This window comes from Pseudoalteromonas sp. S4741, from assembly GCF_005886135.1.
Classification (GTDB): Bacteria; Pseudomonadota; Gammaproteobacteria; order Enterobacterales; family Alteromonadaceae; genus Pseudoalteromonas; species Pseudoalteromonas tetraodonis.
Map to the genome: position 1 here is coordinate 1 of NZ_PNCN01000010.1, position 22,616 is coordinate 22,616.

The 22,616-nt window shown below is 40.0% G+C and carries 21 protein-coding genes; 15 read left to right on the plus strand and 6 right to left on the minus strand.

Annotation, left to right across the window (positions count from 1 at the left end; genetic code table 11):
- Positions 1-30 precede the first annotated feature (30 nt).
- Complete coding sequence (locus CWC30_RS01180) at positions 31-873, plus strand: GGDEF domain-containing protein (protein WP_249929805.1); 843 nt, start codon at positions 31-33, stop codon at positions 871-873.
- 11 nt (positions 874-884) lie between these two features.
- On the opposite strand, the gene CWC30_RS01185 is transcribed toward CWC30_RS01180, so the two are convergent.
- Positions 885-1,307, minus strand: a complete 423-nt coding sequence (locus CWC30_RS01185; protein ID WP_036981430.1) for a VOC family protein — start codon at positions 1,305-1,307, stop codon at positions 885-887.
- Between the two features lie 220 nt (positions 1,308-1,527).
- On the opposite strand from CWC30_RS01185, the gene CWC30_RS01190 reads away from it, so the two are divergent.
- The 4 genes from CWC30_RS01190 (at position 1,528) to CWC30_RS01205 (ending at position 4,837) form a co-directional block, all read left to right on the plus strand.
- A complete protein-coding gene (locus tag CWC30_RS01190) occupies positions 1,528-1,896 on the plus strand; it encodes a hypothetical protein (RefSeq protein ID WP_171034667.1) in 369 nt (122 codons plus the stop codon).
- Positions 1,893-2,276 (plus strand): hypothetical protein, encoded by a 384-nt coding sequence (locus CWC30_RS01195; protein ID WP_036981428.1) that lies wholly within the window; start codon positions 1,893-1,895, stop codon positions 2,274-2,276. Before CWC30_RS01190 ends, CWC30_RS01195 begins: the two co-directional genes overlap by 4 nt.
- A 165-nt stretch (positions 2,277-2,441) precedes the next feature.
- Positions 2,442-2,924, plus strand: a complete 483-nt coding sequence (locus tag CWC30_RS01200; protein WP_138626207.1) for a DUF3015 domain-containing protein — start codon at positions 2,442-2,444, stop codon at positions 2,922-2,924.
- A gap of 80 nt (positions 2,925-3,004) precedes the next feature.
- Entirely contained in the window at positions 3,005-4,837 is a 1,833-nt protein-coding gene (locus CWC30_RS01205; RefSeq protein ID WP_138626208.1) for an Lnb N-terminal periplasmic domain-containing protein, read from the plus strand.
- 5 nt (positions 4,838-4,842) lie between these two features.
- On the opposite strand, the gene CWC30_RS01210 is transcribed toward CWC30_RS01205, so the two are convergent.
- Together CWC30_RS01210 and CWC30_RS01215 are read right to left on the minus strand one after the other, a co-directional pair.
- Positions 4,843-5,664 carry a sterol desaturase family protein gene (locus tag CWC30_RS01210; protein ID WP_138626209.1) on the minus strand — a complete coding sequence of 274 codons (822 nt, stop codon included), beginning with the start codon at positions 5,662-5,664 and terminating at the stop codon, positions 4,843-4,845.
- Positions 5,654-6,103, minus strand: coding sequence for an SRPBCC family protein (locus tag CWC30_RS01215; RefSeq protein ID WP_069440170.1), 450 nt, complete (start codon positions 6,101-6,103; stop codon positions 5,654-5,656). The genes CWC30_RS01210 and CWC30_RS01215 overlap by 11 nt, the downstream gene beginning before the upstream one ends.
- A 96-nt stretch (positions 6,104-6,199) precedes the next feature.
- On the opposite strand from CWC30_RS01215, the gene CWC30_RS01220 reads away from it, so the two are divergent.
- A complete protein-coding gene (locus CWC30_RS01220) occupies positions 6,200-7,198 on the plus strand; it encodes an AraC family transcriptional regulator (RefSeq protein WP_138626210.1) in 999 nt (332 codons plus the stop codon).
- Between the two features lie 92 nt (positions 7,199-7,290).
- The gene (locus CWC30_RS01225; protein WP_138626211.1) at positions 7,291-8,052 is read left to right on the plus strand and encodes a substrate-binding periplasmic protein; all 762 of its coding nucleotides are present in this window, start codon (positions 7,291-7,293) and stop codon (positions 8,050-8,052) included.
- Here CWC30_RS01225 and CWC30_RS01230 read toward each other — a convergent pair.
- A complete protein-coding gene (locus tag CWC30_RS01230) occupies positions 8,049-8,459 on the minus strand; it encodes a nucleotide triphosphate diphosphatase NUDT15 (RefSeq protein ID WP_138626212.1) in 411 nt (136 codons plus the stop codon). The two genes, CWC30_RS01225 and CWC30_RS01230, sit on opposite strands and share 4 nt — an antisense overlap.
- A 203-nt stretch (positions 8,460-8,662) precedes the next feature.
- Here CWC30_RS01230 and CWC30_RS01235 point away from each other — a divergent pair, with 203 nt between their 5' ends.
- Both CWC30_RS01235 and CWC30_RS01240 read left to right on the plus strand, forming a co-directional pair.
- Positions 8,663-10,552, plus strand: coding sequence for a propionyl-CoA synthetase (locus tag CWC30_RS01235; RefSeq protein ID WP_138626213.1), 1,890 nt, complete (start codon positions 8,663-8,665; stop codon positions 10,550-10,552).
- A 119-nt stretch (positions 10,553-10,671) separates the two neighbouring features.
- Entirely contained in the window at positions 10,672-11,940 is a 1,269-nt protein-coding gene (locus CWC30_RS01240) for a mechanosensitive ion channel family protein (protein WP_138563828.1), read from the plus strand.
- 3 nt (positions 11,941-11,943) lie between these two features.
- Here the strand turns inward: CWC30_RS01240 and CWC30_RS01245 are convergent, their stop codons facing one another.
- Positions 11,944-12,828 (minus strand): LysR family transcriptional regulator, encoded by an 885-nt coding sequence (locus CWC30_RS01245; protein ID WP_033102881.1) that lies wholly within the window; start codon positions 12,826-12,828, stop codon positions 11,944-11,946.
- 110 nt (positions 12,829-12,938) lie between these two features.
- On the opposite strand from CWC30_RS01245, the gene CWC30_RS01250 reads away from it, so the two are divergent.
- The 3 genes from CWC30_RS01250 (at position 12,939) to katG (ending at position 18,544) form a co-directional block, all read left to right on the plus strand.
- Entirely contained in the window at positions 12,939-14,081 is a 1,143-nt protein-coding gene (locus CWC30_RS01250; RefSeq protein WP_171034668.1) for an alkene reductase, read from the plus strand.
- Positions 14,082-14,620: 539 nt separating this feature from the next.
- Positions 14,621-15,961, plus strand: coding sequence for an L-cystine transporter (locus CWC30_RS01255; RefSeq protein WP_036981404.1), 1,341 nt, complete (start codon positions 14,621-14,623; stop codon positions 15,959-15,961).
- Positions 15,962-16,276: 315 nt separating this feature from the next.
- Positions 16,277-18,544: a catalase/peroxidase HPI gene (gene katG, locus CWC30_RS01260; protein WP_138626215.1), complete on the plus strand. Its 2,268-nt coding sequence runs from the start codon at positions 16,277-16,279 to the stop codon at positions 18,542-18,544.
- A gap of 61 nt (positions 18,545-18,605) precedes the next feature.
- Here the strand turns inward: katG and CWC30_RS01265 are convergent, their stop codons facing one another.
- Entirely contained in the window at positions 18,606-20,486 is a 1,881-nt protein-coding gene (locus CWC30_RS01265) for an MFS transporter (RefSeq protein WP_138626216.1), read from the minus strand.
- A gap of 233 nt (positions 20,487-20,719) precedes the next feature.
- Here CWC30_RS01265 and CWC30_RS01270 point away from each other — a divergent pair, with 233 nt between their 5' ends.
- The 3 genes from CWC30_RS01270 to CWC30_RS01280 all read left to right on the plus strand — a co-directional run bounded on the left by CWC30_RS01270 (position 20,720) and on the right by CWC30_RS01280 (position 22,589).
- Complete coding sequence (locus CWC30_RS01270) at positions 20,720-21,499, plus strand: DUF2189 domain-containing protein (RefSeq protein ID WP_008111401.1); 780 nt, start codon at positions 20,720-20,722, stop codon at positions 21,497-21,499.
- 150 nt (positions 21,500-21,649) lie between these two features.
- On the plus strand, positions 21,650-22,069 hold the full coding sequence (locus CWC30_RS01275; protein WP_138626217.1) for a CBS domain-containing protein: 420 nt from the start codon (positions 21,650-21,652) through the stop codon (positions 22,067-22,069).
- Between the two features lie 157 nt (positions 22,070-22,226).
- On the plus strand, positions 22,227-22,589 hold the full coding sequence (locus CWC30_RS01280; RefSeq protein WP_016900500.1) for a DUF2237 family protein: 363 nt from the start codon (positions 22,227-22,229) through the stop codon (positions 22,587-22,589).
- Positions 22,590-22,616 lie beyond the last annotated feature (27 nt).

Below are 22,616 nucleotides of genomic sequence, written 5' to 3' on the forward strand. Positions count from 1 at the left end.
TACTATGATGTGGCTACCAATGTGGGCTGATTGATATATGTACTACAAAGATCAACAGCCCCTAATATCACCACAATCGTTACTGGCTATTTGTCATTACTGATTGTTATGACCATTTTTATACTCTCAGCCGTGCAAGCTAAACAAGGCATTAACGAAGCCAGCTTGGTATTTATTGCCTTAAGCTGCGTATTTATCAGCATGATATTTAGAGTGTTACTAACCGAATACAGTCCTTTTATGCAGCGTTATGGGTTTGTGATTGCTTTTACGATTGAATCTCTACTTCTTGCTATTGCAGTTGGTAGGCGAATTCAACGACTCAGTTATGCTAAAAAACAGGCTGAACGGCACGCTAATTACGATCATCTTTGTCATATTTGTAACCGCCGAGGCTGGAGTTTAAAAGCCAATGAGTTATTAAAAAAACACGCTCAACGTGGTGGCGTGTTGTGTTTTTTATATATCGATTTAGACCGATTTAAAGCAATAAATGATACCTACGGCCATGATGTTGGCGATAAAGTACTCTGCATAGTGGCTGAGTCAATTAGTCAGCATATGCGCAGTGAAGACGCAGTTGGCCGCTTAGGCGGAGATGAGTTTGTGGCTATGGCATTATTTACCAGCAAAGATAAAATTAACCGGCGAGTTGCGACCCTTGAACAAAAATTAAATGCGCTTAGCTTAGAGCACCAAGGTAACACCATCGCTATTTACGCAAGCGTAGGGCAAATAAACTATAGCGAAGCGCCTAAAAATTTAGATGAGGTTTTAAAAGCCGGTGATAAAGCAATGTATCAAAAAAAGTCATTACGAAAGCGCAGGCTAAGCAAACCTTCACAAGAGAAAACGCCTAAAGTCATCGTTTAGGCGCATAATCATTACTCGTCTTTTTTGAATAAGACTTCTGGGTTTACCATAGTTTTCATTTCTAAAACGTTACCATTTGGATCTTCAATAAAAAACGTTTCTTGCTCAAATTCATCACCTACAAAACGGCGGTAAGGCTTATCTAAATATTCAAGGCCCGCGTGTGCAATACGTTTTTTTAATGCCTGAAATTCATCTTCAGATAAGTGAATACCAAAATGCGGTACAGCTACTGCGCCCATATCAACATCATGACGCACTGTTGGTAAGCGCTCTGTGCTTTGATGAAGCGTTAACTCGTTACCCCAAAAATCAATGTCTACCCATCGCCCAGCTTCACTATTACCCGTTTTACAACCAAGCACGTCACAATAAAACGCTTTCGCTTTTTCAAGATCACCAGCTGGAATAGCCAAATGCAAACAGTTAGACATAAATTACCTTAGGTTATAACTTTTAATATATGAAATATGCTGCATTATACATAATTTGTAATTTATAGAACATTAACGGCATTATTTTTAGTCATTCATTGCGTACATTTAATTTAAAGCCACGGTTATTTGCTCTTTTGGGAGCCATATATCGCTTTTAGTCTTAAATTGTCGATTTTAACTATTAAAGCTAAAACTGAACCTTTATGATGTGCGCCTTATGACTAAATTCATACTTTTAAAATTCATCACCTTTTTTATCGGCTGCTTGTCGTGCTTTATATTGCATACCACATTGGCATTACCTATTGTTGTGTCTGCTGCTTTAACAGGCCTCATCGGCTCATTTATTCCGTTTCCTGCACGTTATCAAAACCACCCTTATGCCTCCATTTATGCAGGTAGTTTTGCCGGTATGTGTTCCACCAACTTAATTAGCAACTATTGGGAAATCGCTATTATTTCTGCCATTGGCGCTGTTTTATATACACTAACACTTAATGTATTTGCAGGATTTGGCGGACGATTAGGCAGTATTGCATTTGCCAGTGTAGCCCTGTTTGTTTTAGCTAAAGGATTGCTGATATGACTATTACATACCCAGTATTAGCCTTGGCTGGTGCTTTTTTTACCTTTTATTTAGCAAAGCATAACCGCTTTGATGCTATAAGAGCCTCAGCTGCACTTTCAATTATTGCCTATTTGATTTTTGCACAGCTGAGCCTCAACGCAGAACTCTATAGTATCGTTTTTTTTGGCGGCACCTTTATTGGCATGAGCGCCCCTCACCGCTTTGGTGTTTATACGCTTGCCAGTTCAGCAATTATATTTTCATTGTTTTTTGCCTATTTGGTTCCCATTCTTGATGGCTTTGGTGGCGCTTTGGGAATTAGTGCATTTTTATCAGTGTGTATTTGCCACCTTTTTATTTTACTGGGTGCGCCAAGAAGTAAAAAGCAAAGTTCTTAAAGCTAGCTAAAACCAGTAAGTAACGTGTTTATTTTATTAATTAAAGTAAGCGCAACATGAAAAAATTCATAGCTTGTTATGTTCCTTTTTTCTACAACTCTGTTAAAATCCTCCGCGCTCTTTGTTTACCCTAAATAAAGACTAATCAAATATGGATTTATGGATATGAAAAAAATAATCGCTGTAGCAGCACTTTCTTTACTTCCTTTCTCTAATGCTATGGCTGACCAAGATATTGGTTGTGGCCTAGGCTCTATGTTATTTGCTGGTCAGCAAGGTAAAGGCGTTAAAATTTTAGGCGCTACAACTAATGGTACTTCTGGTAACCAAACTTTCGGTATTACTTTTGGTACTTTAGGTTGTGACGGTACTGGTACTGTTACTTCTTCTGAAAAAATCGCATTATTCATCGATGGCAACATGGAGCAACTTGCTCGTGATATGTCTCAAGGTGAAGGCGAAACTTTAGCAACACTTGCTGAGGTTTGGGGCGTTGCAGACCAAGATAAAGCAGCATTCAACAAACTTGCTCAAGCACAACTTTCTTCAGTATTTACTTCTGAGAACGTAACTTCACAAACAGTGTTAGAAAACCTAAACGCTGTTGTAGCAAGCGACGCACAACTAGCTTCTTATACGCTGTCTTAATCAGCTAAATTAGCCGGTTTTATATGTATAAATAAAGCCGCTAGAGTATCCTCTAGCGGCTTTTTTATGATTTAGCGATTATGAAAAAAATATTATTTACCTTGCTAGCCATACTTTTTAGTATGCAATCAAATGCTAAAAGTATTGAAAAAAGTACCTTAGCCACACACCCTTATTGGCTTAAACTGGGCCACTACCGCAATACAACCTTCAGAAGCTGGAAAAGCGAGGTGGATAGCGCCGAGTTTTTTTTATCCCCTACAGGTAAAACCAGCCCAGTAGATGAGTTAAATGCCACCATTAGAGCATTTAATGCCAGTAAAAGCAGTCAACAAAAATACAGCTGTCAATTTCCAGCTCGCTACACATGGCTAAAATCAAAAATTAAAAACAATTGGCCTGCTCTTGATTGCGCTGAGCTTAAAACCTGGCAACAAGTCATTAATCCTAAAGGGGTTACGCTTGTATTCCCTACCGCATTTATGAACAGCCCTTCATCAATGTTTGGGCACACTTTACTGCGCATCGACGCTAAAGATCAAACCCGTAGTAAAGAACTGATTGCCTTTGCTGTAAACTTTGCGGCAGAACCTGATGACTCAGATAACGCTGCCATGTATGCACTGAAAGGCCTTGTTGGTAGCTATCCGGGTAAGTTTTCACTTATGCCGTATTATAAAAAAGTACGCGAATATAATGATTTAGAATCACGCGATATTTGGGAATACAAACTCAATTTAACTGAGCAACAAGTTGAGCGGGTATTACTGCATTTATGGGAGTTACAACACGCCACTTTTGATTACTTTTTTATCGACGAAAATTGCTCCTATCAGTTACTCGCGTTACTGCAATTATCAAATGAGGAGCTTAACTTAACCTCACAATTTAATATGCAGGCTATTCCTTCAGACACAGTTGCCGCACTTAGAGACAACAATTTACTGCAAGCTCCTAATTACCGCCCTGCTTTTGGCACTAAGCTTTATCACTATTCAACACAGTTAAGTGATCAACAACTTAGTGATGCGAGGGAGCTTATGCAAGGCAAGCCATTAAATACCCGTAATTACTCACAAAAAGAGCTAGTAGCTATACTAGAAATGGCGTACGAATGGCTAAACTTTGAATTTTACGATAAAGCCCTAAACCGTGAAAAAATAGCCCCAAGGCTTACTAAGTTATTATTAATGCGCAGTAAGTATGCTGTTCCTTCTCCTTTATCAAAGCCCAACAAACCTAAAGCCTCGCCAGAGCAAGGCCACGGTTCTTCTAGGCTAACAGTAAAAAGAGTGCAAAATAATAACCAGCAAAACACCACCAATTTAGCTTATCGCCTTGCTTATCATGATTTACTAGACAGACCTGCAGGCTTTATACCCGGTGCTCAAATTAGCTTTTTTGACTTAGCAGCTAACCTATCAGATAGCGGTAATAGCCAGATTGAGCATTTTTACTTACTCGATGCAATGTCGCTTGCCCCCGATAATCGTGTATTTGATAGCTGGTCGTGGAATATAAAAATGGGCTTTGATAGGCAACCAAGCCCAAACAAACGCTCTGGCCGATTTTTTACTAAAGGTGGATATGGTAAGTCTTATGGCAACCCGAACCGTGTGCATGGCTATATTTTGGGACAGTTTGAGCTAAATACTGGTGATACTTCTAACCAGCTAAGTATAGGGCTAGGTAGTGAGGCTGGCGTTATTTGGCAAGTAAATAACAATCACAAACTTGCGCTAAAGGGTAATATGTTTTGGCTAAACGATAATACCGCTAATAACCACAGTGAAGCTGCGCTAACCTGGAGCTATGCGCTGTCACGTAACATAGCGCTTCGCAGCCAAATAAAGCACGAAACATGGCACAACCATAATAATGCGGCTAGTTTTGCGGTGCAGTTTTACTTTTAAGTCTATTATTTAATTTTAATGCTACTGGTTGGGTAGCCAAATAGCACTTCGCATTTCGCTTTTAAACCTTTTGCCTTATAAGCACTTTTAAATAAATGAGCCCACTGATGAAACGTTATCAGCAGTGGGTTATTACTATTTAGCTGGCCTACGATGCCGTATTTGCATGGCTGATTTTTGTCTTCCTCTACAAAGGTACCAAACAGCTTATCCCAAATAATAAGGACGCCGGCAAAGTTTTTATCGAGGTAGCTTTTATTAATTGCATGATGCACCCTGTGGTGCGATGGCGTATTAAATACCCTTTCCAACCAGCCTAACTTGCCTACGATTTGCGTATGCACAAAAAATTGGTACGCTAAATTAAGTGCCACCACACTAAATACTGTAAGCGGGTCAAAACCTATGAGAATCATGGGCAGCCAAAATACCCACATGCCGGCTACTGGGTACATTATGCTTTGCCTAAACGCAGTGGTAAAATTCATTTTAGTAGAACTATGATGCACTACATGAGCGGCCCATAACCAATGAATATGGTGTGATGCACGATGAAACCAATAGTATAAAAAGTCTTGCAGTAAAAAAGCGCCTAAAACAGTAAATACTGTCAATTCAATATCAAATAGTCGAAACTGATACAACCAATAAAAAAACGGCATTAATAATAATAACGCAATGGCATCAGCGCCTTGATGTAATAAAGCAAGTAACGCGTTGGCTAAGCTGTCTTTTATATCGTAGTAACGTCTAAATTTTATAAACTCAACCCCTACAAACAGCAAAAAAATAGGGCTCAGTGCTAATAAAATAATTTCAATGCTCATGACGTTTCTCCTGAAAATAGCTGGCTATTTTTTTAAGTGCTTGGCTAACATCTTTTTTTATAAAAAAAGCCAGTATAAAGTCGGGTAACCACAAAGGCGCAATACAACGAATATGGTAGCTGATCTCGGTGAGTGATGGCTGAGTATTATTGGCTTTTAAGTAAATATCACCACGGTGCTGTGCAACGGGTTTATCCCCTAAAATGCGGTAACAAATGTGGCTATTATCGGCCGTTATTATTTGCTCTTTAAATGTTGTACCTTGCATTTTTATTTGTCTAATGGTGCCTTTTCCACCACTTATTTCACCCGAGTCTTGCGGTGTTAACACTTCAAACTGCGCATTAAAAAAGCGCCCCAAATCAGCATGCGCTAATAATAAGGTGCATAATTGTTCAGGCGTTGCTGCCACACTATGTTTAACGTTTATCTCAATCATTGTGTGCCCCATATTATTTTTATAGAGCTCTAGCATATAAAAATATTGCATGGCAAACTTGCGATTAGATGACTATTTTTTAGCTTTAGGCGACAAATGAAAACCTTAGCCGATCATTACTTTTCTAGCTGTTTGGATTATCTTCAAAGCACAGGATTAGATAGCCAAGAGATACTAACTGCCATTGAATTTGATGAATATGCAAATAAGCAAACACAACAATTAGCGCCTCGTATTAGCTTAAAAAGCTATAATGCGCTGCTTAGTTATGCACAGCAAACGCTAAATGACTCCTTATTCGGGTTTGAGTTAGGAAAACAAATACGCACCGCTGATTTTGGTGTACTTGGGTATTTAATTGAATCAAGTACTAATCTAGCCAGTGCCATTACTGCATTACTGAGCTACGACAGTTTAGTGGCTAACATAGGGCGTGCTGAGTTTGAACAGCAACAAACACTTTGCAAGGTAACCTGGTTAGCAGACCCACAGTGCAGTCCACAGGCCGTATTACGAAATATGACCGCGTGGGTAAGTGTTATACGCCAACTGCTTAATCCTCAGCTTTCGCCTAGTTGCGTTTATTTTACAGCACATTTTTCAGACAGTGAGTTACAACAATTAGCGCAATGGTTTAATTGCCCAGTAAAAGCTGGCGCTAACTTTAATCAAGTAAAGTTTCCAAGTAGTTACTTAACCCTTCCTTTTAAAACCGATAACTCCCAGATTAACGCTGTGCTAAAGCAAATGTCAGAGCAACAGCTATCTCAGTTTAAAAGTCAGCAATTATTAACAGAAAAAATTAATCATATTTTAATGGCTAAATACGATTTGCAGGACTGTTCACTGATCAGAACGGCTAGTGCTTTAAATATGACCCCGCGCACAGTGCAACGTCATCTAAAGCAAGAAAACACCAATTTTGCTGCTCTTCTTGAGCAAGAGCAAAAACGCCGTTTGTTAACTTATATTCCTCATTATCCGCTAAGCAGTATTGCAACTATGTTGGGGTTTAATGATCAAAGCTCTTTTAATCGCGCCTTTAAGCGCTGGTATCAATGCTCACCTCGTCAATTTATAAAAAACAATAATTAAACAATTTGATTACCTAAAACACACATTACCGTGTACCTTTTTATTAATTTTATTTACACTAGCCTCATGTATTGCTTTAAAGACAAACATTTATGCGTTTGCGTATGATGTTAACTGTTTTTGTAGTGGTTTTTTATAGTGCGGTCTGTCACGCAAACCCAGTCACCTTCATCGCTGAAGATTTGCCCCCTTATCATTTTAAAAACCCTCAAGGTGAAGCGCAGGGTGCCTTAGTTGATATCGCTAAAGCAGTATTAAAAGGCACGGCTTTAACAGCAACGTTTGAAATAATGCCGATGGCGCGTATGTTTCAACAACAACAAGCCAATCCTAATGCCATCATGCTGTCACTGTTAAAAACACCAAACAGAAACAGCCAGTTTAAGTGGCTGGGAAAAGTGTATTTTGCAGATGCATACCTAGTAAGTTTACGCAGTCATAACGATGAAGTGATTCACTTAAACTTTGCCAAAGAATACAAAGTAGCCACTATTCGCGGTTATTCTGCACAAGCTTATTTAGAAGCTCAAGGCTTTACTGAAAGTGAGAATCTAGTCTTAGTGAGTTACTACCAGCAGCTATGGAGAATGCTGTATAAAAATCGTATCGATTTTGTGGTAACTAACACCCTCACACTTGAAAACGAGCTAAAGCGTACAGGGCTCGACCCAAGCTTAATTACTAAGCGTATACATTTAGATGAGCTACCTTCCTCTCTTCACTTTGCAGCAAGTAAGCAGCTTAACCCGCAAACAGCGAAAATTATTACTGATAGATTAAACGCGATAAAAGAAAGCGGTGAATACCAACAAATTTTAAATAAATGGCAACTCCCTATTCCAACGCGCCTTTAGTCTTGAGTGGGTAAAACGCCTTGTGTTAAGTAATTTTTTAATGAAGTAAATAAAGGTGAAGGTAAGTTATTAATATCGCACCAACGCCACTGTAAACATTTGTTAGGCTCTTTATTTACAGGCTCGCCACCTTCATACTTTGCCTGCACATATAAAGTAATATAATGCTTGTTCTCGGCGCTAAAAATATCGTTGGTAAAATCGAGTTTACGAATATTAGTAACAGTAAGCCCTGTCTCTTCTGCTACTTCGCGCACTGCACATTGCTCAACCGTTTCACCAAATTCTAAATGCCCCCCAGGGGTTGCCCAGGTATTTGCACCATGTGCGCCTATTCGATCACCGAGTAAAATTTTATTATCATGCATTACTATCACTGCAACGCCTACTCTGACAACTTGACTCATTATTACCACATTAAATAGTTCATCATTTTTATATGTTACCTAATTTAAATCATCAAACTAGTTGTTAGTTCGTTATAAACCATAGCGTTAGCTAAAAACCACACAACCCGTTCATTATTCAACCGACCATAGTCGAATATCACTCCTGATAAAAAGCGCTTAGTTTTAAATAAAGTTATATTAAATTTTGCTCAGGAGCCTTTATGTCAGGTGAATACAAACAACATTACAACGAGTTTAAACAAAACCCGGCAGCGTTTTGGTTATCGCAAAGTAAACGCCTCCCTTGGTACCAGGCTCCCGAAACAGCTTACACACAAGATGAAAACGGTTTATATCACTGGTATGCCGATGGCCAACTTAATAGCTGCTTTTTAGCAGTAGATCAGCATGTTATTGCCGGCCATGGTGATGAAACAGCGTTAATTTATGACTCACCCGTAACCAATACCGCGCGCAGCTACAGTTACTTTGAACTACAACAAGAAGTCGCTAAATTCGCAGGAGTAATGCAGTCTTTAGGCGTAACAAAAGGCGACCGCGTGGTTATTTATATGCCCATGATCCCCGAGGCTGTAATTGGCATGTTAGCCTGCGCCCGCATCGGCGCTATTCATTCGGTCGTTTTTGGCGGGTTTGCAGCACATGAGCTTGCCGTAAGAATTGATGACGCCAAGCCTAAGTTAGTACTCAGTGCTTCTTGCGGTGTAGAAGTGAATACCGTAATTGAATACAAAGAGTTACTTGATAACGCCCTCGAATCAGCCTCGTATAAAGTAGAACATTGTATTATTTATCAGCGTGAGCAAGTAACTGCACCACTTATGCCTGAGCGTGATATTGACTGGGCTGTTGCAATGCAAACAGCTACTGGCGTTGATCCTGTTCCGGTAAGTGGCGATCACCCGCTTTATATTTTATACACGTCAGGCACAACGGGTACTCCCAAGGGGGTTGTTCGTGAAAATGGCGGCCATGCCGTGGCCATGCATTACAGCATGGAAACCGTATACGGAATGAAACCTGGTGACGTGTTTTGGGCCGCTTCAGATATTGGTTGGGTTGTAGGCCATTCGTACATAGTGTATGCCCCACTTATGTACCGCTGCGCCACTATTTTATTTGAAGGTAAACCGGTTAGAACCCCAGATGCCAGTGCATTTTGGCGAGTGGTTGAACAGTATAAAGTAACGGCTTTATTTAGCGCACCGACAGCCTTTAGAGCGATAAAAAAAGAAGATCCCAATGCCGATGGGTTTAAACAATACGATACTTCAAGTCTGAAACGCTTGTTTTTAGCAGGCGAGCGCTTAGATCCTCCCACCTACGATTGGCTCAAAGAAAAAACAGGCCTACCTGTGCTTGATCATTGGTGGCAAACAGAAACTGGTTGGGCGATAGCCTGTAATCCTGTCGGCATTGAGCACCTACCTACAAAAGCAGGCAGTTCAACGGTTGCGACTCCTGGGTTTGACGTACGTATTTTAGATATGAATGGTGACGAATGCGCCCCCAATGAACAAGGTGCAGTCGTTATTAAACTGCCTTTACCGCCAGGATGTTTACCCACTATTTGGCAAAATACCGAACGCTTTAAAGCCGGTTATTTAAGTGAATATGAAGGCTATTATCTCTCTGGCGACGGCGGATATATTGATGATGATGGCTACCTATTTATTATGGGCCGCATCGATGATGTGATTAATGTTGCGGGGCATCGTTTATCAACCGGTGAAATGGAAGAAATTGTAGCCGCTCATCCCGCGGTTGCTGAATGTGCCGTATTTGGTGTTAATGATGCGCTCAAGGGTCAAAACCCCATGGCCATGGTGGTATTAAAAAATGATTTTCATGGATCGCATAAAGAAGTAGAGCAGCAATTGGTGCAAACCGTGCGTAATCAAATCGGCGCTATTGCGTGTCTTAAAAATATTATGTGTGTAGAGCGCTTACCAAAAACACGCTCAGGTAAAATTTTACGCAAAAACTTACGTCAACTTATTGATGGTGAAGAACTGCAAATTCCATCAACCATTGACGATCCGAGTATTTTTGAGGAGTTAACTCTGCAACTTGCTGAAAATAAAATATAAATATTATTTTTAAAACGTCTATTTAAGCGCGGCTTAAATAGACTTTTCTCGCCCCATCTGCTTAACTAGATCTCATTAAATAGATGAAACTCACGCAAATAAATCTCTTGGGAATATAAATGACTGAAATACGATCGCAGCTGCGAGAATTTTTACTGCAATGGTTTAGTCTTTATTTTCCTGGGAGTGCGCATTTATGGTACAACATATTAGTACTGTGCTGGGTTGGCTTATTTGCGCTCATATTGCACCTCATCTTAAGGTCAGTTTCAAAACGACTACTTAAAGGCCGCTTTAGTGATAAAGTTGTTCAAACCGATACCCACACGCCTGCCGACTTAGCGCTTAAATTAACACGTAATATTTCCTTTGTTTTACAAGGTGCTGTGGTTGTTATACAAGCTAGGCTCTGGGTTCCAGAAGGAACGGCTTTTTTACATATCATTGAGATGTTTACTGATCAGTGGATCATTTTATTTGCACTGCTCTCGCTGTTCTCTTTGCTCAATATTTTTCAAGCAATATCTGACAGGCAACCCATTGCAGCTCACTTTCCATTACGTGGTTTTTTACAAACAATTAAACTGATCGCCAGCGTATTAGCCGGTATTTTAGCGATTTCATTATTAATGAATAAATCCCCGTTAATATTACTCAGTGGTTTAGGTGCGCTATCGGCTGTACTGCTACTGGTGTTTAAAGACGCTATTTTAGGGCTGGTGGCCGGTATTCAGCTTTCAGCAAACAATATGCTTGCGGTTGGTGATTGGTTAGAAATGCCCAAATACGGCGCAGATGGCGATGTGATTGATATAGCCTTGACCACAGTTAAAGTAAGAAATTGGGATAAAACCATTACCACTATCCCAACCTATGCGCTAATTTCTGACTCATTTAAAAACTGGCGCGGTATGTCAGAATCCGGTGGACGGCGCATAAAACGGAGTATCCATATAGAAATGAGCAGTGTGCGCTTTTTAGATGAGCAAGAGATCACCGCGCTGAAAAAAGCAGATTTATTAAGTCACTACCTCGAAATTACCCTACCGGCTATTAACGAGCAAAATACCACGAAAAAAATAGATATGAGCTGTACGTTAAATGGTCGTCGGCTCACTAATGTTGGCACATTTCGTCATTATTTAGTCGCGTTATTAAAACATCACCCACATATTCATCAGGGAATGACACTGATGGTAAGGCAGCTAGAGCCAACTAAAAATGGCTTACCCATTGAAATTTATGCATTTACCAATACAACTAATTGGGGTGAGTATGAAAATATTCAGTCAGATATATTTGACCATATATTAGCGATATTACCCGCCTTTTCGTTGCGTGCCCATGAGGCACCAACAGGGAATGATATTCGTCAATTAATTAAATAGTCACTAAATCCGTTTTAATTGCGCTATTAACCACTGGTGAATATCGCTGTTATTTGAACGTGGATGCCACGCTGCAATCACCTTAAATGGCGGTGGTAATAATTCAACTTCAAGCTGTTTCACTTTGGCGTTTGGCAGTAAACGCGATGGGTAAAAAGCAATTAAGTCAGTACTGCAAAGCAAATCGGGGACAAATGAAAAGCCAGGCACTGACATAACTATATTGCGCGCATAGCCCTTATCAGCAAACCACTGGTCGTGAGAGCCTCTTAAGTTAGCACGTGACGCTGAAACCACTAATTGAGGGTGTGCCGCCACTTCAGCAAGGCTCAACGTCGACGAAGAAAACACCGTGTCTTTGCCCGCAATACAAATATGTTGTTCTTCAAATAATGTGTCATAGATTAAGTTTGTTGGGATAAATTCAGGAAAACTAATTAATAAATCCAGCTCTCCTGCACTTATTAATTGATTAACATTATCAGAGGCAAAGTCACGAATAATCAGCTTTAATCCTGGCGCTTCGCGTCTTGTTATTTCTAATAATTGTGGCAAAAGAGCTGCTATAGCGTAATCAGTCGCACTTATTGTAAATACGCCCTTGTAACTACTTGGGGTAAATTGTTTAGGTATTAATAACGCTTCTACCTGAGTTAATATTTGATTAATGGGCTTCTCTAGTGCGATAGCCTTAGGTGTTGCAACCATTGTATTGCCTTGGCGAATAAAAAGCCGATCGTCAAATAAGTCACGCAATTTTCGCAGCTGCTCGCTAATAGCCTGCTGGGTTAAGCCCATTTTTCGCGCCACATCCGACACATTTTTTAGTTTAAGTAATGCACTCAATATTCGTAATTGTTTTATATCAAGCCGAGATATACCATTCATAATTGTATCTTAAACAAAAAAGCATTGTTTCAAATTGTACCTTTTAATCCCTATGATCACCAGCATTGTAATTGGCGCTAAACAGCATTATTAATTTAAAAGGTATTAAAATGAGTCAACCAAGTAAAAATATCGACAGTCTATTTTCATCAATCAATTTAGGCCCACACACGCTTAAAAACCGTATTGTAATGCCGCCACTTACACGCTCACGCAGCACGGTTCCTGGCAATATCCCCAACGAGGTGATGGCCACATATTATGCACAGCGTGCTAGTGCTGGTTTTATGGTTACCGAAGGCACTCAAATTGAACCAAGAGGACAAGGGTATGCCTGGACACCGGGCATTCATTCTAATCAACAAATAGCTGGTTGGAAAAAAGTAACTGATGCAGTACATGCAGAAGGTGGAATTATTTTTGCCCAGCTTTGGCACGTTGGCCGCGTTTCACATACTAGCTTACAGCCTAATGAAGCCAAACCTATTGCCCCCTCAGCTCTAACAGCTGATAGCGTTAAAGTCTTTATTGAAACAGGACCGGCTCAAGGCGCTTTAGCCAACCCAAGTGAACCACAAGCTTTAACAACCGATGAAGTAAAAGAGCTTGTTGGCATGTATGCACAAGCTGCCCGTAATGCGCTAGAAGCGGGGTTTGATGGCGTAGAACTGCATTGTGCTAATGGGTATTTAGTAAATCAGTTTATTTCTGAGCACACCAATAAACGAGATGATGAATACGGCGGCTCTCTTACTAATCGCCTGCGCTTTTTAAAAGAAATTGTCGCGGCAGTAAGTGACGTAGTAGGCCCTGAGCGCTTAGGGGTTAGATTTGCGCCCTTATTTAGCAGTACTGATGAAACCCGTGTTTATTTAGGATTAGTAGAATCAAACCCGCATCATACCTACATTGAAGCAATTAAAGTACTTGAGCAAGCTGGTATTGCCTACCTTTCAATTGCAGAAGCTGATTGGGACAATGCCCCTGATTTACCAGAGCAATTTTATCAAGCAGCCAGAGCTGAATTTTCTGGGCGTATTATTTACGCTGGTAAATACACTGTTGAAAAAGCGGTGGCGATGTTAGCTAAAGGCTACGGTGATTTATTTGCTTTTGGTCGCCCTTTTATCGCAAACCCTGATTTACCAGCGCGCATAAAAAATCAATGGCCATTAAATGAAGCCGATACAGCCACTATGTATGGCGGGACTGAACAAGGTTACAGTGACTACCCTTACTACAAAAACGATTAATTAATAGGCCATGGATGGCCTTATTCAATGTTTAAACGCTTTTTACATCGTCTCCCAGCTTGTTAAATTTAATCTGCTCACTATTTTTACATTTACTAAAATGTCATACATTTGGTTAAAAAATGTCGATAAAAACCATTAAAATTAGTTTTAAAGTATTGTTTTTAAATAATTAACAAGCATTAAAGTAGTGATATTTTTATATATCAATACAATAAGCTTTTATTTTTTTAGGCATCGGTCTTTGGAGCATGGGTTGTTAAAGTTAGCAGGAGTTAAATCAACTTCTTTGAGTCTTTTAGCCGTGTGTGGATTATTTTTATTATTGTAGTTAAGATCTTACTTTCATCTAGTAAACGCCATAAATTAAAGAAAATACAATCATATGGGTTAATTTTTTCAACAATGTGCTCATTCGTTATACTTTAATATTATTACTATATTCATTTTAATTCTATACCATAGCGAAAGCGTATTTTGTTAACGTCTTACAAAGCGTTAAAGTGCCGCGCTAATTCACAGCTATAAAAGAGGGTACTATGTCGCTTGCTGTATTATTAATGTTGGCATTATTTGTCGGTTTGCTGTTCGCGATTTATCTTTTTTCGCAAAAAAGCAGCTCTTTATCTCGTACCGTTTTATTTGGCTTAGTGCTTGGTAGCACCTTTGGCTTAGCCCTACAGTTTTTATTTGCCCACTCTCCAGAAACCATTAAAGAAATACTCAGCTGGGTAAGCGTGGTGGGTAAAGGCTATGTCGGTTTATTAAAAATGATCATTATGCCATTGGTATTAATTTTTATGATTGCTGCTGTGGTAAAGCTCGAAAACCAAGGCTCACTGGGGAAAATCTCCTTTATTAGTATCTCTGTTTTACTCTTTACCACAGCAATTGCAGCGTTAATTGGTATTGCGGTAACGTATGGATTTGACCTCAGTATTGAAGGGCTTGTTTCGGGTACTCGTGAAGCCGCTAGAATGGACACACTACAAAGCAAAGCTGCGAATGTAGCCGACTTAAGTGTGCCGCAAATGTTATTGAGCTTTATTCCTGAAAATCCCTTTGCGGATTTAAGTAATCAACGTTCAACCTCTATCATTGCCACGGTTATATTTGGTGTCCTTGTTGGTATAGCTGCACGTAAAGTAATGCTGGAAAAAACAGAACTTGCTAGCCCAATTCGTAACGGTGTAAACGCCCTACAAGCGACAGTGATGAGCTTGGTTCGCATGGTAATTGCACTCACTCCTTATGGTGTTGCGGGCTTAATGGCAAGTGTTGTGGCAAACTCTAGTAGTAACGATATTTTAAATTTACTCGCCTTTATTGTGGCTTCTTACGTGGCTATTTTATTGATGTTTGTTGTGCATGGCTTATTGCTTAGCTTTGTGGGTGTAAATCCAAAGCATTATTTTGAAAAAATCTGGCCAGTACTGACCTTTGCATTTAGCTCACGTAGCTCAGCGGCATCGATTCCTATGAATGTTGACGTGCAAATTAACCAGTTAAAAGTACCACCAGCAATTGCAAACTTATCGGCTTCTTTTGGTGCCACTATTGGTCAAAACGGCTGTGCTGGTATTTATCCTGCGATGCTCGCAATGATGGTTGCGCCAAGTGTGGGGATAGACCCACTTACATTTGAGTTTATTTTACCGTTAATTGGTATTGTAGTTATTAGCTCGTTTGGTATTGCAGGTGTTGGTGGTGGTGCTACCTTCGCAGCGTTGGTTGTATTGCCTACCATGGGGTTACCTATAGAGGTTGTGGCTTTACTTATTTCTATTGAACCCTTAATAGATATGGCACGCACTGCGCTCAACGTATCAGGCTCTATGACCTCAGGCGTGATCACCAGTAAATTAATGAAAAATCAATAACACAGATTTTAATCTAATAGCCCAGCCTGCGCTGGGCTTTTTTATGTCTGCCACTTTCAAAGCTCTTTAGTGATTTGTTTATTTAATCATTTAACTTTAATAAATCATTTTTATAGATTGTATCAATCAGTTTATTTCGCACACGGTTTTTAGCCCCTCTACTATACTATTCGCACTGCTTAGTCATTCAAGCTTGGTAAACAACAACTTGAATGGAGTAAAAGCTCACTAATTTTTAAATTATTAGATTCTATTTTTAATAATAGTAATACGCTTTGTATATAACGAAATTCGTTAACTTTAAGGAAGCTGACAATGAAAAACCGATCATTTACTAAAAAAGCACTTGTTGGATTTATAAGTATGGCACTTATGTCTGGCTCTGCTTTTAGCCAAGAAAAACCACAAATGTCTAAGCCACAAGGTGCTGTAGGCATGGGTGAGGTTAAAATGGGCGCAACCAGAACAAACCAATTTTGGTGGCCAGATCAACTAAACCTATCTCCTCTTCGTGATCATGATCTACGCTCAAACCCTTATGGTGCAGACTTTAATTATGCAGAGGCATTTAACAGCCTAGATTTAGACATAGTAAAAAGTGATATTGACGCCCTACTTACGCAATCTCAAGACTGGTGGCCAGCAGATTTTGGTAACTATGGCCCATTTTTTATTCGTATGACCTGGCACAGTGCAGGCACCTACCGTACGCTTGATGGCCGTGGTGGCGCAGGTGGTGGTCAACAACGTTTTGAACCGCTTAACAGCTGGCCAGACAACGTAAGCCTAGATAAAGCACGCCGTTTACTTTGGCCAATTAAACAAAAATACGGAGAAGCACTTTCATGGTCAGACTTAATCGTATTAGCAGGTAACGTTGCTCTAGAAAACATGGGATTTGAAACCTATGGTTTTGCCGGAGGGCGAACTGACGACTGGGAACCAGACATGGTTTACTGGGGTCCAGAAGTAGAAATGCTTGCCAGCGACCGTGAAGATGCCAGCGGCAAATTAGAACGCCCATTAGGTGCAACGCACATGGGTTTAATTTATGTAAACCCAGAAGGGCCTAAAGGAGTACCTGATCCTATTGGTTCAGCTAAAAATATTCGTGTTGCGTTTTCTCGCATGGCCATGAACGATGAAGAAACCCTAGCACTTATCGCCGGTGGTCATACCTTTGGTAAAATGCATGGTGCGCACAAACCTAAAGACTGTGTAGGTTCAGAGCCTGCTGCAGCAGGCATTGAAGAACAAGGGTTAGGCTGGAAAAACAAATGTGGTAAAGGCCACTCTGAAGATACCGTATCAAGTGGTTTAGAAGGCGCATGGACACAAGCTCCTACTCGCTGGTCATCACTGTACTTGAGCAACCTGCTTAACTTTGAGTGGAAACAAACTCGCAGCCCTGCAGGCGCTATTCAGTGGATCCCAACAGATGAATCATTACATAAGTCAGTACCTGATGCGCACATCAAAGGTAAATTTAACCCACCGGTAATGACCACTGCCGACTTAGCGTTAAAATTTGATCCTGAATACCGCAAAATTGCTGAACGCTTTTTAAACGACCCTAAAGAGTATCAACTGGCCTTTGCTAAAGCATGGTACAAATTGACTCACCGAGATATGGGGCCACCACGTAACTTTTTAGGTAAAGAAGTACCAAAAGAAGACTTAATTTGGCAAGATCCTATTTCAGCAGAGACTCAATCAAACATTGATGCTGGTGCAGTAAAAGAGCTTAAAACCGCTATTTTAGACTCGAACCTAAGTGTACCTGAGTTAGTACGTGTTGCATGGGCATCGGCTGCCAGTTACCGTGATTCAGATATGCGCGGCGGAGCCAATGGCGCACGCATTGCGCTTGCTCCACAAAAAGATTGGGCAGTAAATAATCCAGCAGAAACCGCAAAAGTACTCAAAGTATTAAAAGCAATTCAAGCTGACTTTAACGACAGCTTATTTAGCAAAAGCCATGTATCGCTTGCTGATTTAATTGTGCTTGGTGGTAATGCAGCGATTGAAAAAGCAGCCAAAGATGCAGGCTACTCAGTAAACGTGCCGTTTAATGCTGGCCGTGGCGATGCTACGCAAGCGCAAACTGACGTTAATGCATTTAACTTATTAGAGCTGCCAGCCGATGGTTTTAGAAACTACTTTGATGCAGAGAAAAGCTATAAATCGCCAACTGAAATGCTAATAGATAAAGCCGATCAGCTTGACCTAACCGTGCCAGAAATGACTGTATTAATCGGTGGCTTACGTTCGCTTGATGCAAACTACAAAGGCATTGATTACGGCGTATTTACTGACAAGCCTGGCACTCTAAATAACGACTTCTTTGTTAATTTATTAGACATGTCGACGGTATGGAAAAAATCGTCTGATGCTGGCATTTACCAAGGCTTTGACCGTCAATCAGGTGAGCAAAAGTACACTGCTACTTCGGTTGATCTGATTTTTGGTTCAAATTCAGAACTACGTGCAGTTGCTGAGGTGTATGCTTTTGATACATCAAAACAAAAGTTTGTAGAAGACTTTGTTGCGGCATGGACTAAAGTAATGAACTTAGACCGTTAATTACCATTAAGTAATACAACCACAGCGCTGCAATTAATTGCAGCGCTTTTTTATTATTAAGCTATTTTAAAGCAACCACTCGCTCGCGCAAATCATCGGCATTAACCTTCTGTGCAGCCACCATTTCACCAATAGTCACACTGACCAACGACCACTTTGGTCTAGGCAATCGCCACTTCGTTTTTCGACTAAACATACTACCCCATAGTCCATCTAAATGAACAGGAATAACAGGCACCGGTGTGCGCTGAATTATTTTTTCAATGCCACGACGAAATACATCAACTTCGCCATCATCGCTGAGCTTTCCTTCAGGAAAAATACCCACCAGCTCACCACGTTCCAGTGCTTGCGCAATGTCATCAAAAGCTTTATTAAACGCCTTAGGATTTGATTTTTGACTATCAATTGGGATAGCTTTGGCCATTTTAAACAACCAATTAAGCGCAGGTGAATAATAAATAGGTGCAAATACAACAAATCGAATTGGCCTAGGTGACGCCGCTAAAATAAACATCCAATCAACAAAGCTAACATGATTACTTACCACCACCGCAGCTCCTTCATCGGGAATATTGAGCTGGCCTTTAGTGCGCACACGATACATACAAATCGCTAAAATATAGATAATAAAACGTAAGAAAAACTCCGGTACTTTGGTGTATATGTACAGCGATATTAGTAAATTAAGCCCTGCTAATAACAACAGTAATTGTGAAATATCCCAGTGTAATAGCGTTAAAGTAACAATACTTAAAACGGCGCTGCCAACCATAAACAATGCGTTTAATACATTGTTAGCTGCAATTACTCGTGAACGGCTATCGGGGTGAGTGCGCTGCTGAATGAGTGCATACAAAGGTACCGTATAAAACCCTGCGGCAATACCAATTCCTGCCATCCAAACAAAATGCCATAGCATATCGCCAGTATTAATTACTTGCTCAAGAGTAAGCTGCAACTCATTAACTAAACGATAAGATTCAATACCAGGTTCTTGACTTAATAAATATAAAAATAAGGTAATTAACAGTGCACCAAAAGGCACAATACCCAACTCAATACGTGAGCGCGATAGCTTCTCACACAATAAAGATCCTAATGCAATACTCAACGAAAACACCACTAAAGCAGCCGTCACCACCAACTCATCGCCTCCCATTACATGTTTTACGTAGTTAGGGAGCGCCGTTAGTATCACCGCACCAATAAGCCAAAACCAGCTGATCCCTAATACTGATTTACCCACTGACTCGGTTTGTGCGTTAAGCGCATTAAATACACTTTTGGTCGAGGAAATAGGGTTAAGCGATACCTTTAAATTAGCATCATTCGCAGCACTTTTTGGTATAAAACGACTACTCAAATAACCAATAACCGCCAGGCTCACTATTGCGATACTGATATAAATAGGGCCCGCTGTTTGGGTTATATAATAGGTGCCAAATACGGTGCCCAATAAAATAGCGACAAAAGTGCCCGACTCCACCAGTCCATTCGCTTTCGTTAGCTCATTTGGGGCCACATGCTGCGGTAAAATAGAGTACTTAAGCGGCCCAAAAAAAGTGCTTTGTAAACCCATTAAAAATACAGTACCTAACATTAACCAAACCTGCTCGGTTAAAATCGATACTACGCCCACCAGCATAATAGGAATTTCGCAAAACTTTACGATGCTGATCAGTTTTGATTTTTCCAACTTTTCTGCAATTTGCCCAGCCATGCCTGAAAATAGAAAAAACGGTAAAATAAATAATCCTGCCGCCAGATTAGAATAAAAGGCACCATCAGCTACCGTAGCAGCCTGAAAAATTAAAATAAGCAGGATTGATTGCTTATAAACATTGTCATTTAAAGCAGAGAAAAACTGCGTCACAAACAGAGGTAAAAACCGCTTACTACCCAGTAAAGCTCCCTGAAATTGTTGTTTATTTTCCTTCATTACGGTCTCTTAAAATTAGCTTCAGGGCTTAGATTACCACTGTGGAAAAGAAATACGAACCCACTTTTTAAGTACGTGCTCAAACATATATTTAAATAAACAAAATAGCTAACCCAATAAAAATGACTAACAAATGAACAATGCGACTAAATCAATCGTATAAGTTGTTTATGAGTTGTAAATAAAACATCTATGTTCTAAACCTAAAAGGTGACTAAAAAAGGAGCATCTTTATGCCAACTACAAACACAATAGACAAAGACACTAAATTCGCACGTTGTTTAGAGTGCAACAAAGTAAATACATTTGCCGCTTTTCATTGGCTTTCGTTAGCGTTTAAAGATATGGCGCGCGCGCCCATGTTGAGTTTAATTTACGGTTTAATCTTCACGCTTATTCCGGTAGCGATTGTTTACTCTGTTGTACTTACCGACAGCCACTTAGCTATTTTACCTGCAACCGTTGCTTTTGCTTTAATCGGTCCGGTATTCGCCGTTGGCCTATACGATGTAGCCTGGGAACTTGAAAAAGGCCACAAACCTACATTAAGCCATTCATTAAAATCAATGTTTCGTAACCCTGTAGGTGAATGGGGTTTTGCGGTATTACTCATGGTAATTATGATTATTTGGATGCGCCTAGCTGCAATCGTACATGCATTATACCCAAACCATGTAAACCCCACCTTTGAAGAACTTTCTGCGTTTTTAACTATAGGCAGCATTATCGGTGGGATTTTGCTAGTTAGTGTATTTTCAATTTCTGCATTTACGCCGCAAATTATGATGGAAAGACGCGTTGATATTATGACCGCAGTCGTTTCTTCAATCCACGCAGTTAAAGAAAACTTTGCAGCCATGGTAGTATGGTCAATTTGTATATTTGTACTGGTAGCGTTGGGCTTTGCTGCAGGTGCCGCTGGATTTATTATTATTATGCCACTACTTAGTTACGCTAGTTGGCATGGATACATTGCTGTTATTAAAACAAAAACACCACGTGGTTATGAATAACATTTACCTGTAGTTTTATCATTTAATTAAGTGTTGCCTCTTCTCCCTCAGTTTATAAAATCCGTAAAAACCTTGATCTGAATAAGGTGCAAAGCTTAAAAATAGCGCTAATATAAGCTGATACACCACAGATAATATAAAGGAATAAACATGAGTCAAAACGTTACAGACTTAATGACAGCTAACCCATTTTCAGTGAACGTAAAAAGCACTTTGCATGACGCACATAATTTAATGAAAGAAAAAAACGTTCGCCATATTCCTGTTATTGACGAAGACGGCGCATTTGTCGGTATGCTCACACAAAAAATAATGGTCGCCAAAGTCATGGGTATCATGGCAACGTTTGGTGCTAATGCATTACAACGCAAAGAAAAACTCACAAAAGTAGAAGATATTATGGTGAGTGATTTTATTAGTGTAACCCCAGAGCAGCCGCTATCAGATGTCGTTAAATTTTTTGTAGATAATCGCCACGGTTGCATGCCCGTTGTTAGCGAGCAAGGTCAGCTAGTAGGTATTTTAACGTCTTCTGATTTTGTACGTTTAGCTGCAGCACTGCTCTCGTAAATATTCTTCTTTAATGAAAACTGTATTTAACTTTTCCAAATGCAGTTTTTACTCACTTAACAGATATATAAAATTAACAGCATAGATAGCTAAGTCACTAACAGCCTGTTATGGTAAACACCCTACTTTTAATGATTATTACAAGGTAAGCTTTCATATGGCTAATCAATTAAATGTACTAGGAACTCGCTTACAACTTTGCTGTGGCAACGGTGGCTATACCCGTGAGGGATTTTGCTATGTACCAGATTCAGACTTTGGCAATCACAGTGTATGCGCCATTATGACCGACGAATTTTTGCAGTTTTCTAAGGCGCAAGGTAACGATTTAATTAGCCCTAATCCTTTGTATGATTTTGCGGGCTTAAAAGCTGGCGATAAGTGGTGCTTATGTGCGATTCGTTGGTATCATGCCATTGCTGCAAATGTTGCTCCTCCTGTTGTACTTGAAGCAACAAACCAAAAAGCGCTAGATATTATTCCCCTTGAAGTATTAAAAGCACATCAATATACCGGGTAATGATTTGAGCGCTCAGCTTACAATATT

What these genes read in the sequence shown, in the direction of transcription:
- CWC30_RS01200 (WP_138626207.1), top strand. Translation starts at nt 2,442, where the DNA reads ATGAAAAAAATAATCGCTGTAGCAGCACTTTCTTTACTTCCTTTCTCT.
- CWC30_RS01220 (WP_138626210.1), top strand. Translation starts at nt 6,200, where the DNA reads ATGAAAACCTTAGCCGATCATTACTTTTCTAGCTGTTTGGATTATCTT.
- CWC30_RS01195 (WP_036981428.1), top strand. Translation starts at nt 1,893, where the DNA reads ATGACTATTACATACCCAGTATTAGCCTTGGCTGGTGCTTTTTTTACC.
- CWC30_RS01240 (WP_138563828.1), top strand. Translation starts at nt 10,672, where the DNA reads ATGACTGAAATACGATCGCAGCTGCGAGAATTTTTACTGCAATGGTTT.
- CWC30_RS01245 (WP_033102881.1), bottom strand. Translation starts at nt 12,828, where the DNA reads ATGAATGGTATATCTCGGCTTGATATAAAACAATTACGAATATTGAGT.
- katG (WP_138626215.1), top strand. Translation starts at nt 16,277, where the DNA reads ATGAAAAACCGATCATTTACTAAAAAAGCACTTGTTGGATTTATAAGT.
- CWC30_RS01215 (WP_069440170.1), bottom strand. Translation starts at nt 6,103, where the DNA reads ATGATTGAGATAAACGTTAAACATAGTGTGGCAGCAACGCCTGAACAA.
- CWC30_RS01250 (WP_171034668.1), top strand. Translation starts at nt 12,939, where the DNA reads ATGAGTCAACCAAGTAAAAATATCGACAGTCTATTTTCATCAATCAAT.
- CWC30_RS01275 (WP_138626217.1), top strand. Translation starts at nt 21,650, where the DNA reads ATGAGTCAAAACGTTACAGACTTAATGACAGCTAACCCATTTTCAGTG.
- CWC30_RS01225 (WP_138626211.1), top strand. Translation starts at nt 7,291, where the DNA reads ATGCGTTTGCGTATGATGTTAACTGTTTTTGTAGTGGTTTTTTATAGT.
- CWC30_RS01210 (WP_138626209.1), bottom strand. Translation starts at nt 5,664, where the DNA reads ATGAGCATTGAAATTATTTTATTAGCACTGAGCCCTATTTTTTTGCTG.
- CWC30_RS01190 (WP_171034667.1), top strand. Translation starts at nt 1,528, where the DNA reads ATGACTAAATTCATACTTTTAAAATTCATCACCTTTTTTATCGGCTGC.
- CWC30_RS01255 (WP_036981404.1), top strand. Translation starts at nt 14,621, where the DNA reads ATGTCGCTTGCTGTATTATTAATGTTGGCATTATTTGTCGGTTTGCTG.
- CWC30_RS01270 (WP_008111401.1), top strand. Translation starts at nt 20,720, where the DNA reads ATGCCAACTACAAACACAATAGACAAAGACACTAAATTCGCACGTTGT.
- CWC30_RS01230 (WP_138626212.1), bottom strand. Translation starts at nt 8,459, where the DNA reads ATGAGTCAAGTTGTCAGAGTAGGCGTTGCAGTGATAGTAATGCATGAT.
- CWC30_RS01185 (WP_036981430.1), bottom strand. Translation starts at nt 1,307, where the DNA reads ATGTCTAACTGTTTGCATTTGGCTATTCCAGCTGGTGATCTTGAAAAA.
- CWC30_RS01265 (WP_138626216.1), bottom strand. Translation starts at nt 20,486, where the DNA reads ATGAAGGAAAATAAACAACAATTTCAGGGAGCTTTACTGGGTAGTAAG.
- CWC30_RS01205 (WP_138626208.1), top strand. Translation starts at nt 3,005, where the DNA reads ATGAAAAAAATATTATTTACCTTGCTAGCCATACTTTTTAGTATGCAA.
- CWC30_RS01235 (WP_138626213.1), top strand. Translation starts at nt 8,663, where the DNA reads ATGTCAGGTGAATACAAACAACATTACAACGAGTTTAAACAAAACCCG.
- CWC30_RS01280 (WP_016900500.1), top strand. Translation starts at nt 22,227, where the DNA reads ATGGCTAATCAATTAAATGTACTAGGAACTCGCTTACAACTTTGCTGT.